Source organism: Shewanella sp. Arc9-LZ, assembly GCF_010092445.1.
In the GTDB taxonomy this organism is placed as follows: Bacteria; Pseudomonadota; Gammaproteobacteria; order Enterobacterales; family Shewanellaceae; genus Shewanella.
Genome location: NZ_CP048031.1, coordinates 152,247 through 177,713, shown reverse-complemented (window position 1 = coordinate 177,713; position 25,467 = coordinate 152,247). Strand labels below are relative to the sequence as shown.

The window sequence follows — 25,467 nt, the reverse complement described above, 5'->3', positions numbered from 1 at the left end:
GCTCCTTACAGTACTTCTGGTGCCAGCGAGACAATTTTCATGAATTTATCATTACGCAATTCACGTGTCACTGGGCCAAAGATACGAGTACCAATCGGTGCAAGGTTTGCGTTAAGCAATACCGCTGCATTCCGATCGAAGCGAATGACAGAACCGTCTGGACGACGTACGCCTTTCTTAGTACGGACTACCACCGCGTTATATACATCACCTTTCTTCGCTTTAGCGCGAGGAATCGCTTCTTTAACAGAAACTTTGATAATGTCGCCGATACCGGCATAACGACGATGAGAGCCACCCAAGACCTTAATACACTGAACTCTGCGTGCGCCGCTGTTACATGCGACGTCTAGAGTCGATTGCATTTGGATCATTTCAAGTGCTCCGCTATCGTTACTACACAATCCCACTATGGGAGTATATTTGAACCAAATTCAAGTAATAATTTACTCAAAATTGGCGCGCAAGTATAACACACATTTTTGGAATGCATAGCAAAAAAAACAAACGGCCCCAAATACTGGGGCCGTTTACGTTAACCTAATCGAGATTAGGCTTTTGTTACTACTTCAGCTAGTGTCCAAGACTTAGTCTTAGATAGAGGACGACACTGGCTAATAGCCACGAAATCCCCTTCATTACACTGATTAGTTTCGTCATGTGCATGGATCTTAGTTGTACGCTTAATGTACTTCCCATAAATAGGATGTTTCACTTGGCGCTCAATAGCAACAGTAATAGACTTATCCATTTTGTTGCTAATTACTTTACCTTGCAAAGTACGGGCTTTATCAGACATTACACACCTGCCTTAGAAGTAATAATGGTCTTAACACGTGCAATGTTACGACGCACTAGTTTCAACTGATTCGTTTGAGTCAACTGACCAGTAGCGTGTTGCATACGCAGGTTAAACTGCTCACGCAGCAGACCAAGTAATTCAGCGTTAAGTTCTTCAACGCTCTTTTCTCTTAGTTCGCTCGCTTTCATTACATCACCGTCTTAGTTACGAAGGTAGTCTTCAGAGGAAGTTTGGCAGAAGCCAAAGCGAAGGCTTCACGAGCCAACGACTCAGGAACACCATCCATCTCGTAAAGAACCTTACCAGGTTGAATCTGACATACCCAGTATTCAACGTTACCTTTACCTTTACCCATACGCACTTCAAGAGGCTTAGAGGTAATTGGCTTGTCAGGGAAAACTCGAATCCAAATTTGTCCTTGACGTTTAACATGACGTGTCATGGCACGACGTGCAGATTCAATTTGACGTGCAGTTAAACGGCCACGGCCGACTGCTTTCAAACCGAAAGTACCAAAGCTAACTTCGGTACCGTTCGCTAGACCACGGTTGCGGCCCTTGAACATCTTGCGAAACTTCATACGTTTAGGTTGCAGCATAAAAGTTTCTCCTATTTACCACGAGGCTTACGCTTAGGTTGCTGCTTAGGCTCTTCAATAGCAGGTACTAAACCGTCTAGAACTTCGCCTTTGAAGATCCAAACTTTAATACCAATCACACCGTATTGAGTGTGACTTTCTGCGGTTGAATAGTCGATATCAGCACGCAAAGTATGCAAAGGTACACGACCTTCACGATACCATTCTGCACGCGCAATTTCAGCGCCGCCTAAACGGCCGCTCACTTGAACTTTGATACCTTGAGCACCAATGCGCATTGCGTTTTGTACTGCGCGCTTCATAGCACGACGGAACATAACACGACGCTCTAACTGCTGAGCAATAGAGTCAGCAACGAGCTTAGCGTCTAATTCAGGCTTACGGATCTCAGCGATGTTGATTTGAGCAGTAGTACCAGTGATTTTAGACACATAGGCACGTAATACTTCAACGTCTTCACCTTTCTTACCAATCACAATACCTGGACGGGCAGTGTGAATAGTAACGCGGATGCTTTTCGCTGGGCGTTCAATAACAATCTTAGATACTGATGCGGCTTTTAACTTTTCAGTTAAATATTGACGCACTTCCCAGTCGCTGTTCAGATTATTTGCATAGTCTGACTTATCTGCGTACCAGGTAGAGATCCAAGGCTTAGTGATACCCAGACGGATACCATTAGGATGTACTTTCTGTCCCATTGCTCTCTTCTCCTAGCGATCTGCTACAACCACAGTGATGTGACTGGTACGCTTCATGATACGATCAGCGCGGCCTTTAGCACGTGGCATGATACGCTTCATTGTTGGGCCTTCATCTACGAAGACGGCTCCAACTTTAAGCTCATCAATGTCAGCACCTTCGTTGTGTTCGGCGTTTGCGATAGCTGAGTCAAGTACTTTTTTTACTAGTACGGCGGCTTTCTTGGGGCTGAATGTCAAAATCTCGAGTGCCTTAGAAACAGGCAATCCGCGAATTTGATCAGCAACTAGACGGGCCTTCTGCGCAGACGTACGAGCAAAACGATGTTTAGCTAAAACTTCCATCTTATTCCTCCCGTATTAACGCTTCTTCGCTTTCTTATCTGCAGCATGGCCGCGATAAGTGCGAGTTGGTGAAAATTCACCAAGCTTGTGGCCGATCATTTCGTCAGTTACGAACACAGGTACGTGCTGACGACCATTATGGACAGCGATGGTCAACCCAATCATATTAGGGATGATCATTGAGCGACGAGACCAAGTCTTAATTGGCTTTTTGTCTCCCGCTTCCATCGCTTTCTCTACCTTCTTCAGCAAGTGCAGGTCAATGAAGGGACCTTTCTTGAGAGAACGTGGCATGGCGAATCCTCTTACTATTTATTACGACGACGTACGATGTACTTATCAGTGCGCTTGTTGCTACGAGTTTTATAACCCTTAGTCGGCACACCCCATGGACTCACTGGATGACGTCCACCAGAAGTACGGCCTTCACCACCACCATGTGGATGGTCTACTGGGTTCATTGCAACACCTCGAACTGTAGGGCGTACGCCTCTCCAGCGCTTAGCACCTGCTTTGCCTAACTGGCGTAGCATGTGCTCGGCATTACCAACTTCACCAAATGTCGCGCGGCAATCTACTGGAACTTTACGCATTTCGCCAGAGCGAAGACGTAGAGTTGCATAAGCACCATCACGAGCAACAACTTGTACATAAGCACCAGCTGAACGTGCGATTTGAGCGCCTTTACCAGGCTTCATTTCGACAGCGTGTACAACACTACCTACTGGAATGTTGCGTAACGGTCTAGCGTTACCAGTCTTGATTTCTGCATCCAAGCCAGATTGGATTGGGTCGCCAGCTTTCATGCCTTTTGCAGCAAGAATATAACGACGCTCACCATCTGCATACAGTACTAGCGCGATGTGCGCTGTACGGTTTGGATCGTATTCAAGACGTTCAACTTTCGCAGGGATACCATCTTTGTTGCGTTTGAAGTCAACAATACGATAGTGCTGCTTATGTCCACCACCTACGTGGCGTACAGTGATACGGCCAGTATTATTACGGCCACCACTTTTAGTTTTTTTCGCCAACAGGCCAGCAAAAGGTTTACCCTTATGCAGGTCCGTATTCACCACTTTAACTACGTGGCGACGACCTGGAGAGGTTGGCTTACACTTAATAACTGCCATGATAATTCTCCTTTGCTTATTCAGCGCCGCCGACGAAATCGATTTCAGCACCAGCAGCTAAAGTAACATAAGCTTTTTTCCAATCGATACGACGACCTACACGGCCACCGGTACGCTTGGTTTTGCCTTTATTAACTAAAGTGCGAACAGAATCAACTTCAACTTCAAATAGCTTCGCTACTGCAGCTTTAATCTCTGCTTTAGTTGCATCGATGGCTACGCGGAAAACTACAGTGTTGTTTTTCTCAGCAAGCACAGTACTCTTTTCAGAGATATGTGGACCAAGAATAACTTTTAGCAAACGTTCTTCGCGGATCATGCTAGCATCTCCTCGATTTGCTTCACTGCATCAGCAGTAACAAGAACAGTGTTGAACGCAATTAGACTAACTGGGTCAAGACCCGCTACGTCACGCACGTCAACTTTGTATAAGTTGCGAGCTGCTAAGAATAAATTCTCATCAACTTCAGCTGTAACAATTAGAACATCTTCTAAGTTCATTGCTTTTAATTTAGCTTTCAGCTCTTTAGTTTTAGGAGCTTCAACACCAAACGATTCAACAACAACTAGACGCTCTTGACGTACCAATTCAGAGAATATGCTCTTTAGAGCACCACGGTACATCTTCTTGTTAACTTTTTGGCTGTGATCTTGTGTTTTAGCAGCGAATGTTACGCCACCGCCACGCCAGATTGGGCCTTTAACACTACCGGCACGAGCGCGGCCTGTGCCTTTCTGGCGCCAAGGCTTTTTGCCTGAGCCAGTTACTTCCGCACGAGTCTTTTGAGCACGAGTGCCCTGACGCGCGTTTGCAGCATATGCTACAACTACCTGATGAACCAATGCCTCGTTAAAGTCACGGCCGAAGGTAGTTTCGGAAACTTCAAGAGCGCTCTGGGCGTCTTTCAATACCAATTCCATTACTATCTCCTCAGACCTTAAGCTTTAACTGCTGGCTTGATAATCAAGTCACCATTGGTAGCGCCTGGAACTGCGCCGCGTACTAACAACAAGTTACGCTCTGCATCAACACGTACTACGTGTAGATTTTGAGTTGTTACTTGCTCAGCACCCATATGGCCTGACATTTTCTTGCCTTTGAATACACGACCAGGCGTTTGGTTCTGACCGATAGAACCATTCGAACGGTGTGCCAAAGAGTTACCATGTGTCATATCTTGAGTACGGAAGTTCCAACGCTTAACGCCGCCTTGGAAACCTTTACCTTTTGATTGACCAGTAACATCTACTTTCACTGTCTCAGCGAAAATATCAACATTAATTTCAGCACCAACTTCAATGCCTTCGCCTTCACCATCTGCTAAACGCATTTCCCACAAACCACGACCAGCTTCTACGCCGCCCTTGGCAAAGTGACCTGCTTCTGCTTTAGTGATGCGATTGGCTTTTTTGGTACCAGTAGTCACTTGAAGTGCACGATAACCGTCTGTTTCTAAAGTTTTCACTTGAGTAACGCGGTTGCCTGCAATCTCGATTACTGTTACAGGGATTGACGTACCATCTTCAGTGAAGATGCGAGTCATACCCACTTTACGACCAATAAGACCGATAGCCATCTCTCAAACCTCTTCTAAGGATCTCAATTAACCTAAGCTAATCTGAACGTCGACACCAGCCGCAAGATCTAAACGCATTAATGCGTCTACAGTCTTTTCTGTTGGCTCTACGATGTCAACTAAACGCTTGTGGGTACGAATTTCGTACTGATCACGAGCATCTTTATTAACGTGCGGAGAGATCAAAACGGTATAACGCTCTTTGCGAGTAGGTAGTGGAATTGGACCACGAACCTGCGCGCCTGTACGCTTAGCAGTTTCAACGATTTCCGCTGTAGACTGATCAATTAAACGATGATCAAAGCCTTTCAAGCGGATACGGATTCTTTGGTTCTGCATTGACCAGAGCTCCTAAAATGGACATATAAAAAATCACCCTCTAGCTTCTTCCTAATGGAAAAGCAGAGCGAGATGATTTAACCGTTCGACTCCCAATCGGAGTCGCTGTGAAAATGAGTAACCTACTTGGTTAAACATTATAATTTACGCTGCACTAGTCAGCGAGTGGGCAATTATACAGATCTTCTTTCTAAGATCAAGCCCATTGTGTAAATAGTCTTCTAAAAGTCTTCTTACAATCAACTGCCGCGCATTTTACACATTTTATGTGTTAATGCTACTAATGATTGTTACTTTTTGGAAATAAAAAAGGAAGCCTAAGCTTCCTTTTTTAGTGTTCACTAAACTCGCTATTACGCGATAATTTTAGCTACAACACCTGCACCAACTGTACGGCCACCTTCACGGATAGCGAAACGTAAACCGTCGTCCATCGCGATTGGGTAAATCAGAGTAACGACCATCTTGATGTTATCACCAGGCATAACCATTTCTACGCCTTCTGGTAACTCAATTGTGCCTGTTACGTCTGTTGTACGGAAGAAGAACTGTGGACGGTAGCCTTTGAAGAATGGAGTATGACGTCCGCCTTCTTCTTTTGACAACACGTAAACTTCTGATTCGAAAGTTGTGTGTGGGTTAATTGAACCAGGCTTAGCTAGTACTTGACCACGTTCTACGTCATCACGCTTAGTACCACGTAATAACACACCACAGTTTTCGCCAGCACGACCTTCGTCAAGTAGCTTGCGGAACATTTCTACACCAGTACACGTTGTTTTAGTTGTTGGACGAACACCAACAATTTCAACTTCGTCTGATACGCGAACGATACCACGTTCAACACGACCTGTTACCACTGTACCACGACCTGAAATCGAGAATACATCTTCGATTGGTAGTAGGAATGGCTTATCGATGTCACGAGCTGGTTCTGGAATATAAGTATCTAGTGCTTCTGCAAGCTCAAGAATTTTTGCTTCCCACTCTGGCTGGCCTTCTAGTGCCTTAAGAGCTGAACCTTGAATTACTGGTAAATCATCACCTGGGAAGTCGTATTCTGAAAGAAGCTCACGCACTTCCATTTCTACTAATTCTAGTAATTCTTCGTCATCTACCATGTCACATTTGTTCATGAATACGATGATGAAAGGTACGCCTACTTGACGTGAAAGCAAGATGTGCTCACGTGTCTGTGGCATTGGGCCGTCTGTAGCAGCAACTACTAAGATTGCGCCGTCCATCTGTGCAGCACCGGTAATCATGTTTTTAACATAATCCGCGTGACCTGGACAATCTACGTGTGCGTAGTGACGAATTGGTGTGTCATATTCGATGTGAGAAGTATTAATTGTAATACCGCGCTCACGCTCTTCTGGAGCGTTATCGATTTGAGCGAAGTTTTTAACTTCACCACCATAAGTTTTAGACAAAACGGCAGAGATTGCTGCTGTTAAAGTTGTTTTACCATGGTCAACGTGACCAATGGTGCCCACGTTTACGTGAGGCTTAATACGTTCAAATTTAGCTTTTGCCACGATATATTCCTTTCTTTTCAGAAGTGCTCGATTAATTCGAGCAATATAACATTGATGCCGTAACCAATATTAGTTACGAGATTCTATAATCGCTTTTGCAATGTTTTGCGGTGCATCTGCGTACTTCAAAAACTCCATAGAGTATGAGGCACGACCCTGAGATGCAGAGCGCAAATCAGTCGCATAACCAAACATTTCAGATAGAGGCACTACTGCATGGACAAGTTTAACACCTGCGATGCCATCGTCCATACCTTCAATTATGCCACGACGGCGGTTTAAATCACCCACAACATCGCCCATATAATCTTCAGGTGTAGTTACTTCTACTTTCATACAAGGTTCGAGCAACACAGGGGTCGCTTCTAGCGCACCCTTTTTGAAGCCCATAGAACCTGCAATTTTGAACGCCATTTCGTTCGAGTCCACATCATGATATGAACCATCAAACAAACTGACTCTCACATCAAGTACAGGATAGCCGGCTAATACGCCATTCTTCATCTGTTCTTGAATACCTTTGTCAACGGCAGGAATGAATTCACGAGGAACTACACCACCTACAATCTCGTTAACAAATTCGTAGCCCGCACCCTCTTCGAGTGGTTCAATTCTTAACCAAACATGACCAAATTGGCCACGTCCGCCAGATTGACGTACGAATTTACCTTCCACTTCTACTTTAGAACGAATTGTTTCACGGTAAGCAACCTGAGGTTTACCTACGTTACACTCTACACCAAATTCGCGACGCATACGGTCAACGATAATGTCTAGATGCAATTCGCCCATACCAGATATTAGTGTTTGTGCCGACTCTTCATCAGTCTCAACTTTGAATGATGGATCTTCTGCTGCTAATTTTTGCAGCGCAATTCCCATTTTATCTTGGTCTGCTTTTGAACGTGGCTCAACGGCTATGGTAATTACGGGTTCAGGGAAATCCATGCGCTCAAGAATCACTCTGTGATTATTATCGCAAAGAGTATCACCGGTTGTTACATCTTTAAGACCGATAGCAGCTGCAATATCGCCAGCACGTACTTCTTTCAGTTCTGTTCGGTCATTTGCGTGCATTTGCACAATTCGACCTACTCGTTCACGTTTCTGTTTAACAGAATTATAAACACCAGCACCTGATTCAAGTACACCTGAATACACGCGGATAAAGGTCAGTGTACCAACAAATGGATCAGTCGCAATTTTAAATGCTAAAGCCGCAAAAGGGGCATTGTCATCTGGTGGGCGTTTTACTTCATTTTCGCTTTCATCGATACCTGTAATTGCAGGAACATCAATAGGCGCGGGTAAGAAGTCAACTACCGCATCGAGTACCGCTTGCACACCTTTGTTCTTAAATGCAGAACCGCAAGTGGCTAACACGATCTCATTGTTAATTGTGCGCTGACGCAACGCTGTTTTGATCTCGACTTCTGACAACTCACCTTCTTCAAGGTATTTGTTCATCAGTTCATCTGAGGCTTCAGCTGCTGCTTCCACGAGATACTCATGCATTTCTGCAGCTTTTGCCGCTAGATTTGCAGGAATGTCTTCATAAGTGAAGGTCATACCCTGATCTGTTTCAGACCAGTTAATGGCTTTCATCTTAATTAAATCAATAACACCCTTGAAGTTTTCTTCTGTACCAATGTTCAATTGAATCGGCACACAAGTCGCGCCAAGGCGGTTACGAATTTGATTTATTACACGGTCAAAATCTGCACCTGCACGGTCCATCTTATTAACAAACACCAAACGCGGAACGTGGTATTTGTCAGCTTGACGCCATACTGTTTCAGATTGTGGTTCAACGCCTGACGAGCCGCAAAATACTACTACAGCGCCATCGAGTACGCGTAATGAACGCTCGACTTCAATAGTGAAGTCTACGTGACCTGGGGTATCGATGATATTAATTCGGTGTTCAGCGAATTGAGCCTCCATTCCGCGCCAAAATGTGGTTACAGCAGCTGAGGTGATAGTAATACCACGCTCTTGCTCTTGTACCATCCAATCTGTCGTGGCGGCGCCGTCATGCACCTCACCGATTTTATGAGACATACCGGTATAGAACAGAACACGTTCTGTTGTGGTAGTTTTACCTGCATCCACATGAGCTACAATACCGATATTACGATAACGCTCAATTGGGGTTGTACGAGCCACTATTTATACCCTCTCAGCTAAAGCTTTTGGCTTTAGCAATATCAACAATATGGAGCGGACCGAAGTCCGCTCCATCATATTACCAACGGTAATGGGCAAAGGCTTTGTTAGCTTCAGCCATGCGATGCACGTCTTCACGCTTCTTAACCGCAGTACCTTTGTTTTCAGACGCATCTAGCATTTCACCTGCTAGACGTAGAGCCATAGATTTTTCACCACGCTTGCGAGCAGCTTCAACTAACCAGCGCATCGCTAGTGCGTTACGACGCACTGGACGAACTTCACATGGTACTTGATAAGTAGAACCACCAACACGACGAGATTTAACTTCGACTGATGGGCGAACGTTATCAAGGGCTGCTTCAAGGATACTTAAATGATTTTCGCTTTTCTTTTCAGCGACAACATCTAGTGCCTTGTAGATAATTTTTTCTGCAGTCGACTTTTTGCCGTCCTGCATAATGACGTTGATGAACTTAGCCAACAACTCACTGTGAAACTTTGGATCTGGTAGGATTTTACGTTGTCCTACAACGCGACGTCTTGGCATATTAATTCTCCGTATGCTTCAGGTATTTCCAAAACTGGAATGTCAAATAAATACTAGCTTGGCCTTACTTAAACGGGATACGTTAAGACTTAGGACGCTTAGCACCGTACTTAGAACGGCCTTGGCGACGTGAAGTCACGCCAGCACAGTCTAATGCGCCACGAACAGTGTGGTAACGCACACCAGGTAAGTCTTTAACACGACCACCACGGATTAGGATTACACTGTGCTCTTGCAAGTTATGGCCTTCACCACCGATATACGAAGTTACTTCGAAACCGTTAGTTAGACGCACACGAGCTACTTTACGTAGTGCAGAGTTAGGTTTTTTAGGTGTTGTAGTGTACACACGAGTACAAACACCACGTTTTTGTGGACACGCATTCAACGCAGGCACATTAGTCTTTTCGACTTTTGGCGAGCGTGGCTTACGTACCAACTGGTTAACAGTTGCCATGTATAGCTCCGAAAGTTGATTTAAGCTCAACAATTAGGTGTGAAAAATCTATATCCCACAATGGTGGGACGCGGAATTTTAGAAAGGTAATGGCTGCCTGTCAAGAAATAGACAACTTTTCGTGCAAATTCCAATAAAAAAGGCGCCATTGGCGCCTTTTTTTAACAAAATACTAACTTAATCTTGGCTACCGGCCAGATTTAGTAGATCTGCTAGGTTCTTTTCAGCTTCGCTTGCGGTTACTGTAGTAGTTTCCACTTTGCCACGAGAGCTTAATACTTTAGCACGTTCTTCGTTACGGGTTTTGTGATAAGCATAACCTGTACCTGCTGGGATCAAACGACCTACGATTACGTTTTCTTTCAAACCACGTAGTGGATCGCTCTTACCGCCAACGGCCGCTTCAGTTAACACACGAGTGGTTTCCTGGAACGATGCAGCAGAGATGAATGATTCAGTTGCCAAAGAAGCTTTGGTAATACCGAGTAATTCACGTTCAAACGTTGCAGGTGTTTTACCTTGAGCGATTAGCTCACGGTTAGCAATCTTCACGCGTGATACTTCTGCTTGCTCACCTTCTAAGAACTCAGTGTCGCCTGTTGAAGTGATTAGACACTTACGTAACATTTGACGAATGATAACTTCGATGTGCTTATCGTTGATCTTAACGCCCTGTAGACGGTAAACGTCCTGTACTTCGTTCACAATGTAGTTTGCTACGTTGTGGATACCACGAAGACGCAAGATGTCATGAGCCGCTTCTGGACCGTCTGCAATAACTTCACCACGTTCGACTTTTTCACCTTCGAACACGTTCAAGTTACGCCACTTAGGGATCATCTCTTCATAATGTTCACTACCATCTGCAGGAGTGATCACTAGACGACGTTTACCCTTAGTTTCCTTACCGAACGAGATAGTACCAGAGATTTCTGCAAGAATTGCAGGCTCTTTTGGTTTACGCGCTTCGAATAAGTCAGCAACACGTGGTAGACCACCGGTGATGTCGCGAGTTTTAGACGATTCTTGTGGAATACGTGCTAATGGGTCACCAACGTTGATTTTTGCGTTATCATCTTTCGATACAATCGCGTTACCCGGTAAGAAGTATTGAGCTGGTACTTCAGTACCAGGGATCATTAAGTCATTACCATCGGCATCAACTAAGCGAATTGCTGGACGCAATTCTTTACCGGCTGAAGTACGCGCACCAACATCGAGCACAACGACAGAAGATAGACCCGTTAACTCATCTGTTTGACGCGTCATAGTGACACCATCAATCATGTCAACGAACTTCACACTACCTGCAACTTCAGAAATAATTGGGTGAGTATGTGGATCCCAGTTAGCGATGATTTCGCCAGCTGCAACTTCACTCTCTTCCAACTTCTCTAAAACTGTACCGTAAGGCACTTTATAACGCTCTTTCTCACGACCTAGCTCATCGATGATGGCTAACTCAGAAGAACGCGATACGATAACGAGCTTACCGTCGATGTTAGAGACATGCTTAGCATTGTGTAACTTCAGAGAACCGGCGTTCTTAACTTGAACGTTGTTTTCTGCAGAAGCTCGAGATGCCGCACCACCAATGTGGAAGGTACGCATGGTTAACTGTGTACCAGGCTCACCGATAGACTGTGCTGCAACAACACCAATAGCTTCACCGTGGTTAATAATATGACCACGCGCCAAGTCACGACCATAACACGCTGCACACACACCGAAGTCTGTGTCACAGGTAATTACAGAACGTACAATCACTTCATCAATACTGTGTTCTTCTAACGTATTACACCATGCTTCATCAAGAAGTGTGTTGCGTGGAGCAAGCACTTCATCAGTACCAGGCTTCATTACGTCAAGAGCAACCACACGACCTAGAACACGTTCACGTAATGGCTCAACAACATCACCACCTTCAATAAGCGGTTTCATTGTAAGACCATGCTCAACACCACAGTCATCTTCGATAACCACTAAGTCTTGTGCAACGTCTACTAAACGACGAGTTAGATAACCCGAGTTAGCTGTCTTCAATGCTGTATCGGCAAGACCTTTACGCGCACCGTGAGTAGAAATAAAGTACTGAAGTACGTTTAGACCTTCACGGAAGTTAGCCGTAATTGGGGTTTCGATGATTGAGCCATCTGGCTTAGCCATCAAACCACGCATACCCGCTAACTGACGGATCTGTGCAGCACTACCACGAGCGCCCGAGTCAGCCATCATATAGATGCTGTTAAACGAAGCTTGTTGCTCAGGTACGCCATCACGGTTAATCACTGTCTCAGTTGACAGGTTTTCCATCATCGCTTTTGAAACTTTTTCGTTCGCGCTTGCCCAGATATCGATAACTTTGTTGTAACGCTCACCGGCAGTAACAAGACCTGACTGGAACTGCTCTTGAATTTCAAGTACTTCAGCTTCAGCGTCTGCTACTAAGGTGTATTTCTCGTCTGGAATAACCATGTCATCGATACCAACAGAGGCACCAGAAATGGTTGCAAAACGGAAACCTGTATACATCAATTGGTCAGCAAAGATAACGGTATCTTTAAGACCTAGTTGACGATAACAAGTGTTCAACAGCTTAGAAATCTGTTTCTTACCCATGTTTTGGTTAACCAAATCATACGATAAGCCTTCAGGCAAAATTAATGATAAAAGAGCACGACCCACAGTCGTATCAATGATACGAGTTGCTTTCGTTCTTTCGCCATCTTCTGCGATGTTCGTTTCAGTAATACGCACTTTAACGCGAGCATGTAGTTCAGCAACACCAGTAGCGTAAGCTTTTTCTACTTCTGACACATCAGCGAATGCCATACCTTCACCGCGACCGTTAATACATTCACGGCTGGTGTAGTACAAGCCTAATACAACGTCCTGAGACGGAGTAATTACTGGCTCACCGTTAGCTGGTGACAAAATGTTGTTGGTAGACATCATTAGCGCACGAGCTTCTAACTGAGCTTCAAGCGTTAATGGTACGTGAACCGCCATTTGGTCACCGTCGAAGTCGGCGTTGTATGCCGCACAAACTAACGGATGCAATTGAATTGCTTTACCTTCAATCAGTACAGGTTCAAATGCTTGAATACCCAGTCTGTGAAGTGTTGGTGCACGGTTAAGCATGACTGGATGTTCACGAATTACTTCGTCTAACACATCCCATACTTCAGCCTGTTCGCGTTCAACCATTTTCTTAGCAGCTTTAATAGTAGTCGCTAAACCACGCGCTTCTAATTTGCCGTAAATGAATGGTTTGAATAGCTCAAGCGCCATCTTCTTAGGAAGACCACACTGATGCAGACGTAAAGTAGGACCTACGGTAATTACCGAACGGCCTGAATAGTCAACACGCTTACCAAGTAAGTTCTGACGGAAACGACCTTGCTTACCCTTGATCATATCAGCAAGAGATTTAAGCGGACGCTTGTTAGAACCGGTAATAGCACGACCGCGACGACCGTTGTCTAATAGCGCATCAACTGACTCTTGTAACATACGTTTTTCGTTACGTACGATAATGTCAGGCGCAGCTAAATCTAACAGACGCTTTAAGCGGTTGTTACGGTTAATCACACGACGATAAAGATCGTTAAGATCAGATGTCGCGAAACGACCACCATCTAACGGCACTAATGGACGTAGATCAGGTGGAAGAACCGGTAATACTTTTAAGATCATCCACTCTGGCTTGTTGCCAGATGTGAAGAATGCTTCCATCAGCTTAAGGCGCTTAGTGACCTTCTTGCGACGGGTTTCAGAGTTAATTGAAGGCAACTCTTCACGCATTTGCTCGATCTGTTCAGCTAAGTTGATAGCACGTAGCAATTCAAGAACGGCTTCAGCACCCATCTTAGCTTCAAACTCGTCACCGTATTCTTCTAACGCATCAAGATACGTTTCTTCGGTTAGCATTTGGCCGCGTTCAAGCGTGGTCATGCCAGGCTCGATCACAACAAATGATTCGAAATACAGTACGCGTTCAATATCACGTAACGTCATATCTAGCATTAAGCCGATACGTGACGGAAGTGATTTTAAGAACCAAATGTGGGCAACTGGGCTAGCCAGATCAATGTGACCCATGCGCTCACGACGCACTTTAGTCTGGGTAACTTCTACGCCACACTTTTCACAAATAACACCACGATGCTTCAAACGCTTGTATTTACCACACAAACATTCGTAATCTTTAACTGGACCAAAGATACGCGCACAGAACAAACCTTCACGTTCAGGCTTGAATGTACGGTAGTTAATGGTTTCTGGCTTCTTTACTTCACCAAAAGACCAAGAACGGATTAGGTCTGGCGAGGCCAAACCAATTTTTATACCGTTAAATTCTTCAGTCTTACTTTGCTGTTTAAGAAACTTTAATAAGTCTTTCACGTTTCTCTCCTGAAGGAGTTAAACCAGGTGCTTTGCTGCTGCAAAGCACCCTTGGTTACCAAACATTGCTTAAGTGCGATGCTTACTCTTGGTCCAACTCGATATTAATACCAAGTGAACGAATTTCCTTCAACAATACGTTGAAAGACTCAGGCATGCCTGGTTGCATCTGATGGTTACCGTCGACGATGTTTTTATACATCTGAGTACGACCGTTAACGTCATCTGACTTAACTGTTAGCATTTCTTGTAGAGTATAAGCAGCACCATATGCTTCAAGTGCCCACACTTCCATCTCACCGAAACGCTGACCACCGAATTGAGCTTTACCGCCCAATGGTTGTTGAGTCACTAAGCTGTATGAACCCGTAGAACGAGCATGCATCTTGTCATCAACTAAGTGGTTCAATTTAAGCATATACATGTAACCAACGGTTACTTTACGCTCAAATTCGTTACCGGTACGGCCGTCACATAATGTCAACTGACCAGACTCAGGTAAGCCTGCAAGAGCAAGCATTTGCTTGATCTCTTTCTCTTTAGCACCGTCGAATGCTGGTGTAGCAATTGGAATACCACCTTTAAGGTTGGTAGCCAAGCGCACAACTTCATCATCAGTAAACGAATCGATATCAACGCGCTGAAGCACGTCATCACCTAATTCGTACACTTGCTTGATGTAACCACGAAGTTCGGCAATTTCACGCTGCTCTTCAAGCATAGCAGTAATCTTATTACCGATACCCTTAGCTGCTGCGCCCATGTGGACTTCAAGTACCTGACCGATGTTCATACGCGATGGTACGCCCAATGGGTTAAGTACGATGTCTACAGGGTTACCTTCTTCATCGTATGGCATGTCTTCAACAGGACAAATCTTCGAGATAACACCTTTGTTACCATGACGACCTGCCATCTTGTCACCAGGCTGGATAGTACGTTTAACTGCAAGGTAAACCTTAACAATCTTCAATACACCAGGAGCCAAGTCATCACCTTGGGTGATCTTACGACGCTTGATTTCAAATGTCTTATCAAAGTCAGCTTTTAGCTCTTCGTGCTGTTCCGCTAACTGCTCTAATTCAGTTTGTTTGGTTTCATCGTCGATAACTTGAATCAATACGTCTTTACGTGGTATCTCAGCTAACTTAGCTTCAGAATAACCCACAGACAGTAACAAGTTACGTGCACGGCCCAATACGCCTTCTTCAAGGATCTTGAACTCTTCGCCTAAGTCTTTACGAGCTTGGCGAACATGCATGTCTTCAATTTCAAGCGCACGTTTGTCTTTCTCAACGCCGTCACGGGTAAATACCTGTACGTCGATGATGGTGCCTTTCACTGAGTTAGGAACACGTAATGAGCTGTCCTTAACGTCAGAAGCTTTTTCACCAAAAATAGCTCGGAGTAGTTTCTCTTCAGGGGTTAACTGTGTTTCACCCTTAGGTGTCACTTTACCCACTAGAATGTCGCCACCCTTCACTTCTGCACCAATGTAAACGATACCTGATTCATCTAGTTTAGATAAAGCAGACTCACCTACGTTTGGAATATCAGCAGTGATTTCTTCGCTACCCAATTTAGTATCACGAGCAATACAAGAAAGCTCTTGGATATGGATAGTAGTGAAACGGTCTTCTTGCGCTACGCGCTCAGAAATTAAGATCGAATCTTCGAAGTTATAACCGTTCCAAGGCATGAACGCGATACGCATGTTCTGACCAAGAGCCAAATCACCTAAATCGGTAGATGGACCATCTGCCAATACGTCACCACGAACCACAGGCTCACCAACAGAACAACAAGGACGTTGGTTAATACAAGTGTTTTGGTTTGAACGGGTATATTTAGTTAGGTTATAAATGTCGATACCGGCTTCACCTGCGTGTAGCTCATCTTCATTTACTTTAACTACGATACGGCTAGCATCAACATAATCAACCACACCGCCACGTTTAGCAGCTACAACCACACCAGAGTCAACAGCAAGAGTACGTTCAATACCCGTTCCGACTAACGGCTTATCAGCACGTAAAGTTGGTACTGCTTGACGTTGCATGTTTGCACCCATCAATGCGCGGTTAGCATCATCGTGTTCTAAGAACGGAATTAATGATGCTGCAACAGAAATAATCTGTTGTGGAGATACGTCCATATACTGAACATCAGCTGCACGCATAAAGGTAGATTCACCTTTGTGACGACAAGCAATTTGTTCTTCTGCCATACGGCCATCAGCATCAACTTCGATGTTAGCCTGAGCAATAACGTAACGACCTTCTTCGATTGCTGATAAATATTCAACATCATCAGTAATCACACCATCAACCACTTTGCGGTAAGGTGTTTCTAAGAAGCCGTAAGAGTTAGTACGCGCAAAACTTGCTAACGAGTTGATTAGACCAATGTTTGGACCTTCAGGGGTCTCAATTGGACATAAACGACCGTAGTGAGTTGGATGTACGTCACGAACTTCGAAACCAGCACGCTCACGAGTCAAACCACCAGGGCCAAGCGCAGAAATACGACGCTTATGCGTTACTTCTGATAGCGGGTTGTTTTGATCCATAAATTGTGACAACTGTGAAGAACCAAAGAATTCTTTCACTGCCGCAGAAATTGGCTTAGCGTTAATTAAGTCTTGTGGCATAAGCTCGTTTAAATCGCCTAAAGATAGACGTTCACGAACAGCACGCTCAACACGGACTAAACCAACACGGAACTGGTTTTCAGCCATTTCACCAACGCTACGAATACGACGGTTACCTAAGTGGTCAATATCGTCGACTTCATCATAACCGTTACGGATTTCGATGATTTTCTTCATAACAGATACGATGTCTTCTTTAGACAACACACCGTTACCTTCGTCTTCAGCAATCTCAAGACGACGGTTGAACTTCATACGACCTACTTTAGATAAGTCATAACGTTCTTCACTAAAGAATAGGTTTTGGAATAAACCTTCAGCTGCATCTTTGGTTGGTGGCTCACCAGGACGCATCATACGATAGATTTCAACTAGCGCTTCTAAGCGGTTAGTTGTTGAATCAATTCGTAATGTGTCAGCAATGTAAGCACCGTGATCAAGATCATTGATAAATAATGTATCAATATTCTTAATACCAGCAAGTGATAGCTTAGCTAAATCTTCTAAGGTAATCTCGCTGTTTGCAGTCACTAACACTTCACCGGTATCTTCATCGATGTAGTCTTGAGCAGCATACTTACCAACAATATAATCTACTGGCACTTCTAGTTCAGTAGTGTTGGTTTTCTCAAGTTGCTTAATGTGACGTGCAGTAATGCGACGACCAGCTTCAACCAATAAAGCGCCTTCAGCATCTTTAATGTCATAGCCAGCAGTTTCACCACGTAGGCGGTCAGGCACAAGTGCCATGACTAATGATTCTTTTTTAATCTTAAACTCAATACGCTCGAAGAATAAATCGAGGATATCTTGAGTAGAATATTCAAGCGCACGTAAAATGATCGTTGCCGGTAATTTACGACGACGGTCGATACGAACGAATAGAGCATCTTTAGGATCAAATTCAAAGTCAAGCCATGAACCACGGTAAGGAATAATACGTGCGTTATACAGCACCTTACCAGAAGAGTGGGTTTTACCACGGTCATGATCAAAGAACACACCTGGAGAACGGTGTAACTGAGACACGATTACACGCTCAGTACCGTTAATAACGAAAGTACCGTTATTCGTCATCATAGGAATATCACCCATGTAGACTTCTTGCTCTTTAATGTCTTTAACAGTGCCAGCAGCAGCTTCACGGTCAAACAACACCATGCGTAATTTAACGCGTAGTGGTGCCGAATAAGTTACACCGCGGATCTGACATTCTTTCACATCAAAAACTGGCTCACCTAGCTTGTAGCTGACATATTGCAGCTCAGAATAGCCAGAAAAGCTCTTGATAGGAAAAACGCTACGGAATGCGGCTTCTAAGCCACGCTCACCCGTAGGGTCATGATCGGTGAACTTCTTAAAAGAGTCTAACTGGATAGACAATAAATAAGGGATGTCCAAAACTTTTGGACGCTTACCAAAGTCTTTGCGAATACGCTTCTTTTCAGAATAGGAGTAAACCATGGGTTTCCTCTGCTTACGAGATGTGACCAAGACTGAAATTAATATTAATTAAATCAGCACGTTTGCCTATCACCCTTGTTGACAAGAACCTAACCAGTAATCTCTGCTAGGGACTGTTAAAACTGGCGACAAAAGGTGAAAAAAATCGCCTGCGCATAAAGCGCAAAAAAGGCCAACGGTTAAAAAACCGTCAGCCTTCACCCAATCACTTGGGTGATGCAAGCTAAATTATAGCTTACTTAACTTCAACAGAAGCACCAGCGGCTTCTAGATCAGCTTTAAGAGTTGCAGCTTCTTCTTTAGACACAGCTTCTTTAACTGCGATTGGAGAAGATTCAGCCATAGTCTTAGCTTCTTTCAGGCCTAAACCTGTAGCGCTACGAAGAGCTTTAATAACAGCTACTTTGTTTTCGCCGAATGAAGTAAGTACTACGTCAAATTCTGTTTGCTCTTCAGCAACAACAGCATCGCCGCCGCCTGAAACTACTGCAGCAGCAGCAGAAACGCCGAATTTCTCTTCCATAGCTTCGATTAGTTCAACTACTTCCATTACAGACATTGCTGCAAAAGCTTCTAACATTTGGTCTTTAGTGATAGACATTAGAAATATTTCCTATTGTTCTGAATTCAATTTTATTAAGCTGCCAGCCTAAAATTAAGCGGCGTCTTGTTTTTGATCGCGAAGGGCGGCCAATGTACGAACGAACTTGCCAGCAGATGCTTCTTTCATAGTCATCATCAACTGAGCTAGTGCTTCTTCGTATGTTGGTAGTTTCGCTAAACGATCAATATCAGCTGCAGGGATAAACATCCCTTCGAAAGCTGCACCTTTAACTTCAAATTTTGCTTGACCCTTAGCGAAGTCTTTTAAAAGACGCGCTGCAGCACCTGGATGCTCGTTAGAGAAAGCTATTAAAGTTGGGCCAGTGAACGTTTCTGCTAGGCACTCAAAAGCTGTACCTTGAACTGCACGACGAGCAAGGGTGTTACGTACTACACGTACAAACACACCATTTTCGCGAGCAGCTTTACGCAGACCGGTCATAGCACCTACAGTTACGCCACGTGAATCGGCAACAACTGCAGAAAGTGCACCTTTGGCAGCTTCGTTGACTTCAGCAACAATTGCCTGTTTGTCTTCGAGTCTTAATGCCATTGGCTTTACTCCTGGATTCTACCTAGGGAATTTTCCCTAGTATTTACCAAATTAAACACTTATGTGTTTAATTACTTACGGTGCAGATTTTCCAGTAAAAAAATTTAGCTGGGGCCTGACACCGTCTACGCTGGAAATTAAGTTAATCTTACGATTAACACCTGCGGTCTTGGACGGAAACCGACTCTAATATACAAAAATTTAAAACTAATGCATAAAAGCGGCTTCAACCCACAAAGTGCGCGCATTATAGACTAATACGCGCGCTTTGTATATTACTTCGCTTCTTCCAGAGAACTCTGGTCGATAGCAACACCTGCACCCATAGTGGTAGAGATGCTAATCTTTTTCACGTAAATGCCTTTAGCAACTGCAGGCTTAGCCTTTTTCAGTGCTGACACTAACGATTCTAAGTTTTCTCTCAACTGCTCAGTTGTAAAAGTTACTTTACCGATAGTTGTATGAATAATACCGTTTTTGTCGTTTCTGTAACGAACTTGACCCGCTTTGGCATTCTTAACTGCTTCAGCAACGTTTGGCGTTACTGTACCAGTTTTAGGGTTAGGCATTAAACCACGTGGGCCTAAGATTTGACCTAACATACCAACAACGCGCATTGCATCTGGAGATGCGATAACAACGTCAAAGTTCATTTCGCCAGCTTTAACTTTTTCAGCTAAATCTTCCATACCCACTAGTTCAGCGCCAGCAGCGATAGCAGCTTCAGCGTTTGCACCTTGTGTGAATACAGCAACACGAACATCACGACCAGTACCATGTGGAAGTACAGTAGCACCACGCACGTTTTGATCTGATTTACGAGGATCGATACCTAGATTAACAGCTACGTCAACACTCTCAACAAATTTAGCAGTCGCTAATTCTTGTAAAAGTACTACGGCTTCGTTGATGTCATACAATTTTGTTGCATCAACTTTTTCGCGGATAACGCGAGCACGCTTAGTTAGCTTTGCCATTATATTAATCCTCTACTACCAAACCCATTGAACGTGCAGTACCTTCAATTGAGCGAGTCATCGCTTCAATATCAGCACCAGTCATATCAGCAGCTTTAGTTTCAGCAATTTCCTGAACTGCGCTACGCTTGATAGTACCTACTTTTTGAGTATTAGGACGGCCAGAACCTGATTTCAGACCAACTGCTTTAAGCAGTAAGAAAGATGCAGGTGGAGTCTTAGTTTCAAAAGTGAAAGAACGGTCATTATATACAGTGATAACAACAGGAATTGGCATACCTTTTTCGAACTTTTCAGTACGAGCGTTGAATGCTTTACAGAATTCCATGATGTTCACACCTTTTTGACCTAAAGCAGGTCCAACTGGTGGAGACGGGTTTGCAGCGCCAGCTGCTACTTGTAGCTTAATATAAGCTTCAATTTTCTTTGCCATGTCGACATTTCCTCAATTTGGGTTCAAACGCATGTTGGCGACATGCCAATACGCTCCCCTGAAAACAACGGGTGCGAATTATATAAAAATACGCACCCGCAAACAATGTTTATTTTGTAGTTATTTTAATCAGCTTTTTTCAACTTGATTAAAATCTAATTCTACTGGTGTTGAACGACCGAAAATCATCACCGAAACTTTAATACGGTTCTTTTCATAATCGACTTCTTCAATAGTACCGTTAAAGTCAGCAAATGGACCGTCACAAACACGGACAACTTCACCTGGCTCGTACATAATACGATGAGTTGGTGATTCAACAGTGTCTTGAAGGCGTTGAAGAATAGCGTCAGCTTCCTTGTCAGAAATCGGTGCAGGGCGATCTGATGTACCACCAATAAAGCCCATTACACGTGGAATACTTTTGACTAAGTGCCAGCTATCGTCGTTCATTTCCATCTGGACTAATACATAACCAGGGAAAAACTTACGCTCACTCTTACGACGTTGACCTGCACGCATTTCAACAACTTCTTCGGTAGGAACTAAAATCTCACCGAAGTATTCTTCCATATTGTGCATTTTGATATGTTCAAGCAGTGTTTTAAGTACACGGCCTTCATAGCCCGAAAAGGCTTGGATCACATACCATCTTTTTTTCGCTTCTGTAACTTCAGTCATTTTCAGATGCCTATACGCCAGTAATTAAATTGACTACTCGTAACAATATAGCATCTAATCCCCAAAGGATTAATGCCATTACTGCAGTAGCTGCAAGTACTATAAAGGTAGTGTTTAGCGCCTCTTGGCGAGTTGGCCAAACGACTTTACGCACTTCAATATGGGCTTCTCTAGCAAAAGATTGTGCCTGCTTACCCTTGCTTGTCTGCAGTGCAATGATGCCTGCAATAGCGAAGGCAATAATTACCCCAGCAACACGAGCCACAACATTAGCGTCTGCATAAAATTGATTGCCTATAACAGCAGTAGCAATTAGCAATGCAGCTATGCCCCACTTAACGATATCCAAAGAAGTACTCTGGTTTTCAGTATTTGTTGTCATCGGTTAATTCCGTTACTCACTACGACCTGGGCTTAGCTTGGTAAACAACATATTTACCAAATCCGCATTTCCGAACTTTCCCAGAAAATGCATAAGCACAGGGTCAAAAATCGGCCATAGATTGTATTCTTATTCAGCTTTATTCGCAACAATACAGGCAAAGTAAGAGCAATAAATCAATCAAAAATCGATTTTTGTTACTAACCTCACCCTAAAAATAAAAAAGGAAGCCTAAGCTTCCTTTTTTAGTGTTCACTAAACTCGCTATTACGCGATAATTTTAGCTACAACACCTGCACCAACTGTACGGCCACCTTCACGGATAGCGAAACGTAAACCGTCGTCCATCGCGATTGGGTAAATCAGAGTAACGACCATCTTGATGTTATCACCAGGCATAACCATTTCTACGCCTTCTGGTAACTCAATTGTGCCTGTTACGTCTGTTGTACGGAAGAAGAATTGTGGACGGTAGCCTTTGAAGAATGGAGTATGACGTCCGCCTTCTTCTTTTGACAACACGTAAACTTCTGATTCGAAAGTTGTGTGTGGGTTAATTGAACCAGGCTTAGCTAGTACTTGACCACGTTCTACGTCATCACGCTTAGTACCACGTAATAACACACCACAGTTTTCGCCAGCACGACCTTCGTCAAGTAGCTTGCGGAACATTTCTACACCAGTACACGTTGTTTTAGTTGTTGGACGAACACCAACAATTTCAACTTCGTCTGATACGCGAACGATACCACGTTCAACACGACCTGTTACCACTGTACCACGACCTGAAATCGAGAATACGTCTTCGATTGGTAGTAGGAATGGCTTATCGATGTCACGAGCTGGTTCTGGAATATAAGTATCTAAAGCTTCTGCAAGCTCAAGAATTTTTGCTTCCCACTCTGGCTGGCCTTCTAGTGCCTTAAGAGCTGAACCTTGAATTACTGGTAAATCATCACCTGGGAAGTCGTATTCTGAAAGAAGCTCACGCACTTCCATTTCTACTAATTCTAGTAATTCTTCGTCATCTACCATGTCACATTTGTTCATGAATACGATGATGAAAGGTACGCCTACTTGACGAGAAAGCAGGATGTGCTCACGAGTCTGTGGCATTGGGCCGTCTGTAGCAGCAACTACTAAGATTGCGCCGTCCATCTGTGCAGCACCGGTAATCATGTTTTTAACATAATCCGCGTGACCTGGACAATCTACGTGTGCGTAGTGACGAATTGGTGTGTCATATTCGATGTGAGAAGTATTAATTGTAATACCGCGCTCACGCTCTTCTGGAGCGTTATCGATTTGAGCGAAGTTTTTAACTTCACCACCATAAGTTTTAGACAAAACGGCAGAGATTGCTGCTGTTAAAGTTGTTTTACCATGGTCAACGTGACCGATGGTGCCCACGTTTACATGGGGCTTTTTACGTTCAAATTTAGCTTTTGCCATGGTATTGCCTCAGTCCAATTATCTTGGTGATGAAAACACATATAGTAAAAATCCGATGCATAAAAATGACATCGAATCGATTATTTAGGGTTAGGAAGTTTATTCATGACATGGGATGTTGATAGGCAGATTCGTACTGCCGACCTCACCCTCATTAAGGGTGCGCTCTACCAACTGAGCCATATCAGCGAACAAATTTGGAGCGGATGGCGGGAATCGAACCCGCGTTATCAGCTTGGAAGGCTGGAGTAATACCATTATACGACATCCGCGCAACCTATTTTAGGCTACCTAACTACCTAGAAAGTGGTGGAGGGAGAAGGATTCGAACCTTCGAAGGCTGAGCCGTCAGATTTACAGTCTGATCCCTTTGGCCACTCGGGAACCCCTCCAGAAAAATGGTGCCGGCACCAAGAGTCGAACTCGGGACCTACTGATTACAAGTCAGTTGCTCTACCAACTGAGCTATGCCGGCGTGTCATTTCGGAGTCGGATATTAGGTAAATGTGCCTCGGAGTGCAATAGGAAAATGATAAAAAACCAAAAAAAAGTTTCAAATGACGTTTTTTTACACTCGTTTCACTTAGAAAGTGCGATTTATAGGCAAATGTAATGGGCGATGAAGACAAATGAGGAGCAAACTATTGTCGCCATTTATTCGATAGTGTAATGTGCCTGACCAACCTAGAGGAATGGTTATGAATCCAATTAACTCAATACAAGATGCACTCTACTTTGCTTTTCAGCGCGAGCATTGGGCTGAATTACGTAAATCAGTGCCGCTCACATTGAGTCAGGCTGAATTAGAAAACCTGCGTGGTATGAATGAAAAGCTGTCTTTAGACGAAGTCACTGACATTTACCTTCCTCTCAGCCGTTTACTGAATTTATTTGTCGGCTCAAAACAACAGCGTGGACTTGTTCTTGATAAGTTTCTGGAGCAAAAAGCTTCCCCTGGCCCTTATATCATTAGTATCGCAGGAAGTGTCGCCGTTGGTAAGAGTACCACAGCGCGTATATTACAAACGTTATTGCAACGTTGGCCCGAGCATCCTAAAGTTGATTTAGTCACCACAGATGGTTTTTTATATCCCTTGGCAGACCTAAAACGTAAAGGGTTACTCCAGCGCAAAGGTTTTCCTGAAAGTTACGACATGAAAATGTTGGTAGAATTCATTTCGGCAGTTAAAGCGGGACAGAAAGAGATTCTTGCACCGCTTTATTCACATGTTACATACGATAGATGTCACGACGAGCATCAAGCCATCCGTCAGCCTGATATTTTAATTTTAGAAGGGCTAAATGTGCTGCAAACGGGTTTAGATACCCCAATAGACACAAGAAGGCCATTTGTATCAGATTTTGTTGATTTTTCAATTTACGTCGATGCTGATGAGTCGTTGTTAAAAGATTGGTATAAGCAGCGGTTTTTGCAATTTAGAACTGGTGCATTTAGTGACCCAAACTCATTTTTTCATCACTATTCATCTTTAACCGATGATGAGGCGAATGTGATTGCTGCTAATATTTGGGATACCATTAATGGCCCAAATTTATCATTAAACATTCAACCAACACGAGAACGGGCCCACCTCATTCTGCAAAAAGGTCCCAACCATTTAATGGACCGAGTTTTACTTAGAAAATAATAACATATGAGCC

Annotated in this window: 26 protein-coding genes and 4 tRNA genes; 1 reads left to right on the top strand and 29 read right to left on the bottom strand. The window is 43.8% G+C overall.

Annotation, left to right across the window (positions count from 1 at the left end):
- Positions 1-5 precede the first annotated feature (5 nt).
- The 29 genes from rplN to GUY17_RS00705 form a co-directional block, all read right to left on the bottom strand.
- Complete coding sequence (rplN, locus tag GUY17_RS00845) at positions 6-374, bottom strand: 50S ribosomal protein L14 (protein WP_011635649.1); 369 nt, start codon at positions 372-374, stop codon at positions 6-8.
- A 176-nt stretch (positions 375-550) separates the two neighbouring features.
- On the bottom strand, positions 551-799 hold the full coding sequence (gene rpsQ / locus GUY17_RS00840; RefSeq protein ID WP_011635648.1) for a 30S ribosomal protein S17: 249 nt from the start codon (positions 797-799) through the stop codon (positions 551-553).
- Positions 799-990, bottom strand: coding sequence for a 50S ribosomal protein L29 (gene rpmC, locus GUY17_RS00835; protein WP_011635647.1), 192 nt, complete (start codon positions 988-990; stop codon positions 799-801). Before rpmC ends, rpsQ begins: the two co-directional genes overlap by 1 nt.
- Complete coding sequence (gene rplP / locus GUY17_RS00830; protein ID WP_011635646.1) at positions 990-1,400, bottom strand: 50S ribosomal protein L16; 411 nt, start codon at positions 1,398-1,400, stop codon at positions 990-992. Before rplP ends, rpmC begins: the two co-directional genes overlap by 1 nt.
- Before the next feature lie 11 nt (positions 1,401-1,411).
- Entirely contained in the window at positions 1,412-2,101 is a 690-nt protein-coding gene (gene rpsC / locus GUY17_RS00825; protein WP_011635645.1) for a 30S ribosomal protein S3, read from the bottom strand.
- Positions 2,102-2,113: 12 nt separating this feature from the next.
- Positions 2,114-2,446 (bottom strand): 50S ribosomal protein L22, encoded by a 333-nt coding sequence (gene rplV / locus GUY17_RS00820; protein ID WP_011635644.1) that lies wholly within the window; start codon positions 2,444-2,446, stop codon positions 2,114-2,116.
- A gap of 15 nt (positions 2,447-2,461) precedes the next feature.
- Positions 2,462-2,740 carry a 30S ribosomal protein S19 gene (gene rpsS / locus GUY17_RS00815; protein WP_006083596.1) on the bottom strand — a complete coding sequence of 93 codons (279 nt, stop codon included), beginning with the start codon at positions 2,738-2,740 and terminating at the stop codon, positions 2,462-2,464.
- A 14-nt stretch (positions 2,741-2,754) separates the two neighbouring features.
- Positions 2,755-3,579, bottom strand: a complete 825-nt coding sequence (rplB, locus tag GUY17_RS00810) for a 50S ribosomal protein L2 (protein WP_011635643.1) — start codon at positions 3,577-3,579, stop codon at positions 2,755-2,757.
- Between the two features lie 16 nt (positions 3,580-3,595).
- Complete coding sequence (gene rplW, locus GUY17_RS00805) at positions 3,596-3,898, bottom strand: 50S ribosomal protein L23 (RefSeq protein WP_011635642.1); 303 nt, start codon at positions 3,896-3,898, stop codon at positions 3,596-3,598.
- A complete protein-coding gene (rplD, locus tag GUY17_RS00800) occupies positions 3,895-4,500 on the bottom strand; it encodes a 50S ribosomal protein L4 (protein WP_011635641.1) in 606 nt (201 codons plus the stop codon). The genes rplW and rplD overlap by 4 nt, the downstream gene beginning before the upstream one ends.
- A 17-nt stretch (positions 4,501-4,517) precedes the next feature.
- The gene (gene rplC, locus GUY17_RS00795; RefSeq protein ID WP_101033710.1) at positions 4,518-5,156 is read right to left on the bottom strand and encodes a 50S ribosomal protein L3; all 639 of its coding nucleotides are present in this window, start codon (positions 5,154-5,156) and stop codon (positions 4,518-4,520) included.
- Positions 5,157-5,183: 27 nt separating this feature from the next.
- Positions 5,184-5,495: a 30S ribosomal protein S10 gene (rpsJ, locus tag GUY17_RS00790; RefSeq protein WP_011635639.1), complete on the bottom strand. Its 312-nt coding sequence runs from the start codon at positions 5,493-5,495 to the stop codon at positions 5,184-5,186.
- Positions 5,496-5,848: 353 nt separating this feature from the next.
- Positions 5,849-7,033: an elongation factor Tu gene (gene tuf / locus GUY17_RS00785; protein WP_011635638.1), complete on the bottom strand. Its 1,185-nt coding sequence runs from the start codon at positions 7,031-7,033 to the stop codon at positions 5,849-5,851.
- Between the two features lie 69 nt (positions 7,034-7,102).
- Entirely contained in the window at positions 7,103-9,199 is a 2,097-nt protein-coding gene (gene fusA / locus GUY17_RS00780) for an elongation factor G (protein WP_101084803.1), read from the bottom strand.
- 79 nt (positions 9,200-9,278) lie between these two features.
- Positions 9,279-9,749 carry a 30S ribosomal protein S7 gene (gene rpsG, locus GUY17_RS00775; protein WP_011635636.1) on the bottom strand — a complete coding sequence of 157 codons (471 nt, stop codon included), beginning with the start codon at positions 9,747-9,749 and terminating at the stop codon, positions 9,279-9,281.
- Between the two features lie 82 nt (positions 9,750-9,831).
- Positions 9,832-10,206, bottom strand: a complete 375-nt coding sequence (gene rpsL / locus GUY17_RS00770; RefSeq protein ID WP_059746616.1) for a 30S ribosomal protein S12 — start codon at positions 10,204-10,206, stop codon at positions 9,832-9,834.
- 177 nt (positions 10,207-10,383) lie between these two features.
- Positions 10,384-14,610: a DNA-directed RNA polymerase subunit beta' gene (gene rpoC, locus GUY17_RS00765; RefSeq protein ID WP_101084802.1), complete on the bottom strand. Its 4,227-nt coding sequence runs from the start codon at positions 14,608-14,610 to the stop codon at positions 10,384-10,386.
- Between the two features lie 82 nt (positions 14,611-14,692).
- Positions 14,693-18,724 carry a DNA-directed RNA polymerase subunit beta gene (rpoB, locus tag GUY17_RS00760; protein WP_101084801.1) on the bottom strand — a complete coding sequence of 1,344 codons (4,032 nt, stop codon included), beginning with the start codon at positions 18,722-18,724 and terminating at the stop codon, positions 14,693-14,695.
- A 235-nt stretch (positions 18,725-18,959) separates the two neighbouring features.
- A complete protein-coding gene (gene rplL, locus GUY17_RS00755; RefSeq protein ID WP_101084800.1) occupies positions 18,960-19,325 on the bottom strand; it encodes a 50S ribosomal protein L7/L12 in 366 nt (121 codons plus the stop codon).
- A gap of 54 nt (positions 19,326-19,379) precedes the next feature.
- A complete protein-coding gene (gene rplJ / locus GUY17_RS00750; RefSeq protein ID WP_011635631.1) occupies positions 19,380-19,880 on the bottom strand; it encodes a 50S ribosomal protein L10 in 501 nt (166 codons plus the stop codon).
- A 275-nt stretch (positions 19,881-20,155) separates the two neighbouring features.
- On the bottom strand, positions 20,156-20,857 hold the full coding sequence (gene rplA, locus GUY17_RS00745; RefSeq protein ID WP_059746618.1) for a 50S ribosomal protein L1: 702 nt from the start codon (positions 20,855-20,857) through the stop codon (positions 20,156-20,158).
- A 4-nt stretch (positions 20,858-20,861) separates the two neighbouring features.
- Positions 20,862-21,290 (bottom strand): 50S ribosomal protein L11, encoded by a 429-nt coding sequence (rplK, locus tag GUY17_RS00740; protein ID WP_011635629.1) that lies wholly within the window; start codon positions 21,288-21,290, stop codon positions 20,862-20,864.
- Between the two features lie 129 nt (positions 21,291-21,419).
- Complete coding sequence (nusG, locus tag GUY17_RS00735; RefSeq protein ID WP_011635628.1) at positions 21,420-21,971, bottom strand: transcription termination/antitermination protein NusG; 552 nt, start codon at positions 21,969-21,971, stop codon at positions 21,420-21,422.
- A 10-nt stretch (positions 21,972-21,981) separates the two neighbouring features.
- Positions 21,982-22,353, bottom strand: a complete 372-nt coding sequence (secE, locus tag GUY17_RS00730) for a preprotein translocase subunit SecE (protein ID WP_162022028.1) — start codon at positions 22,351-22,353, stop codon at positions 21,982-21,984.
- A 267-nt stretch (positions 22,354-22,620) separates the two neighbouring features.
- Positions 22,621-23,805 carry an elongation factor Tu gene (gene tuf, locus GUY17_RS00725; RefSeq protein ID WP_101084799.1) on the bottom strand — a complete coding sequence of 395 codons (1,185 nt, stop codon included), beginning with the start codon at positions 23,803-23,805 and terminating at the stop codon, positions 22,621-22,623.
- Positions 23,806-23,921: 116 nt separating this feature from the next.
- Positions 23,922-23,994: transfer RNA gene (locus GUY17_RS00720), tRNA-Ile, on the bottom strand.
- Positions 23,995-24,003: 9 nt separating this feature from the next.
- Positions 24,004-24,077: transfer RNA gene (locus tag GUY17_RS00715), tRNA-Gly, on the bottom strand.
- Positions 24,078-24,112: 35 nt separating this feature from the next.
- A tRNA-Tyr gene (locus GUY17_RS00710) sits at positions 24,113-24,197 on the bottom strand.
- A gap of 7 nt (positions 24,198-24,204) precedes the next feature.
- A tRNA-Thr gene (locus GUY17_RS00705) sits at positions 24,205-24,280 on the bottom strand.
- A gap of 223 nt (positions 24,281-24,503) precedes the next feature.
- Here GUY17_RS00705 and coaA point away from each other — a divergent pair.
- Positions 24,504-25,454 (top strand): type I pantothenate kinase, encoded by a 951-nt coding sequence (coaA, locus tag GUY17_RS00700; protein WP_101084798.1) that lies wholly within the window; start codon positions 24,504-24,506, stop codon positions 25,452-25,454.
- The last annotated feature ends 13 nt before the right edge of the window (positions 25,455-25,467 follow it).

Coding starts and splice junctions, on each gene's coding strand:
- rplN (WP_011635649.1), bottom strand. CDS start 374: ATGATCCAAATGCAATCGACTCTAGACGTCGCATGTAACAGCGGCGCA.
- rpsQ (WP_011635648.1), bottom strand. CDS start 799: ATGTCTGATAAAGCCCGTACTTTGCAAGGTAAAGTAATTAGCAACAAA.
- rpmC (WP_011635647.1), bottom strand. CDS start 990: ATGAAAGCGAGCGAACTAAGAGAAAAGAGCGTTGAAGAACTTAACGCT.
- rplP (WP_011635646.1), bottom strand. CDS start 1,400: ATGCTGCAACCTAAACGTATGAAGTTTCGCAAGATGTTCAAGGGCCGC.
- rpsC (WP_011635645.1), bottom strand. CDS start 2,101: ATGGGACAGAAAGTACATCCTAATGGTATCCGTCTGGGTATCACTAAG.
- rplV (WP_011635644.1), bottom strand. CDS start 2,446: ATGGAAGTTTTAGCTAAACATCGTTTTGCTCGTACGTCTGCGCAGAAG.
- rpsS (WP_006083596.1), bottom strand. CDS start 2,740: ATGCCACGTTCTCTCAAGAAAGGTCCCTTCATTGACCTGCACTTGCTG.
- rplB (WP_011635643.1), bottom strand. CDS start 3,579: ATGGCAGTTATTAAGTGTAAGCCAACCTCTCCAGGTCGTCGCCACGTA.
- rplW (WP_011635642.1), bottom strand. CDS start 3,898: ATGATCCGCGAAGAACGTTTGCTAAAAGTTATTCTTGGTCCACATATC.
- rplD (WP_011635641.1), bottom strand. CDS start 4,500: ATGGAATTGGTATTGAAAGACGCCCAGAGCGCTCTTGAAGTTTCCGAA.
- rplC (WP_101033710.1), bottom strand. CDS start 5,156: ATGGCTATCGGTCTTATTGGTCGTAAAGTGGGTATGACTCGCATCTTC.
- rpsJ (WP_011635639.1), bottom strand. CDS start 5,495: ATGCAGAACCAAAGAATCCGTATCCGCTTGAAAGGCTTTGATCATCGT.
- rpsG (WP_011635636.1), bottom strand. CDS start 9,749: ATGCCAAGACGTCGCGTTGTAGGACAACGTAAAATCCTACCAGATCCA.
- rpsL (WP_059746616.1), bottom strand. CDS start 10,206: ATGGCAACTGTTAACCAGTTGGTACGTAAGCCACGCTCGCCAAAAGTC.
- rpoB (WP_101084801.1), bottom strand. CDS start 18,724: ATGGTTTACTCCTATTCTGAAAAGAAGCGTATTCGCAAAGACTTTGGT.
- rplL (WP_101084800.1), bottom strand. CDS start 19,325: ATGTCTATCACTAAAGACCAAATGTTAGAAGCTTTTGCAGCAATGTCT.
- rplJ (WP_011635631.1), bottom strand. CDS start 19,880: ATGGCATTAAGACTCGAAGACAAACAGGCAATTGTTGCTGAAGTCAAC.
- rplA (WP_059746618.1), bottom strand. CDS start 20,857: ATGGCAAAGCTAACTAAGCGTGCTCGCGTTATCCGCGAAAAAGTTGAT.
- rplK (WP_011635629.1), bottom strand. CDS start 21,290: ATGGCAAAGAAAATTGAAGCTTATATTAAGCTACAAGTAGCAGCTGGC.
- nusG (WP_011635628.1), bottom strand. CDS start 21,971: ATGACTGAAGTTACAGAAGCGAAAAAAAGATGGTATGTGATCCAAGCC.
- secE (WP_162022028.1), bottom strand. CDS start 22,353: ATGACAACAAATACTGAAAACCAGAGTACTTCTTTGGATATCGTTAAG.
- tuf (WP_101084799.1), bottom strand. CDS start 23,805: ATGGCAAAAGCTAAATTTGAACGTAAAAAGCCCCATGTAAACGTGGGC.
- coaA (WP_101084798.1), top strand. CDS start 24,504: ATGAATCCAATTAACTCAATACAAGATGCACTCTACTTTGCTTTTCAG.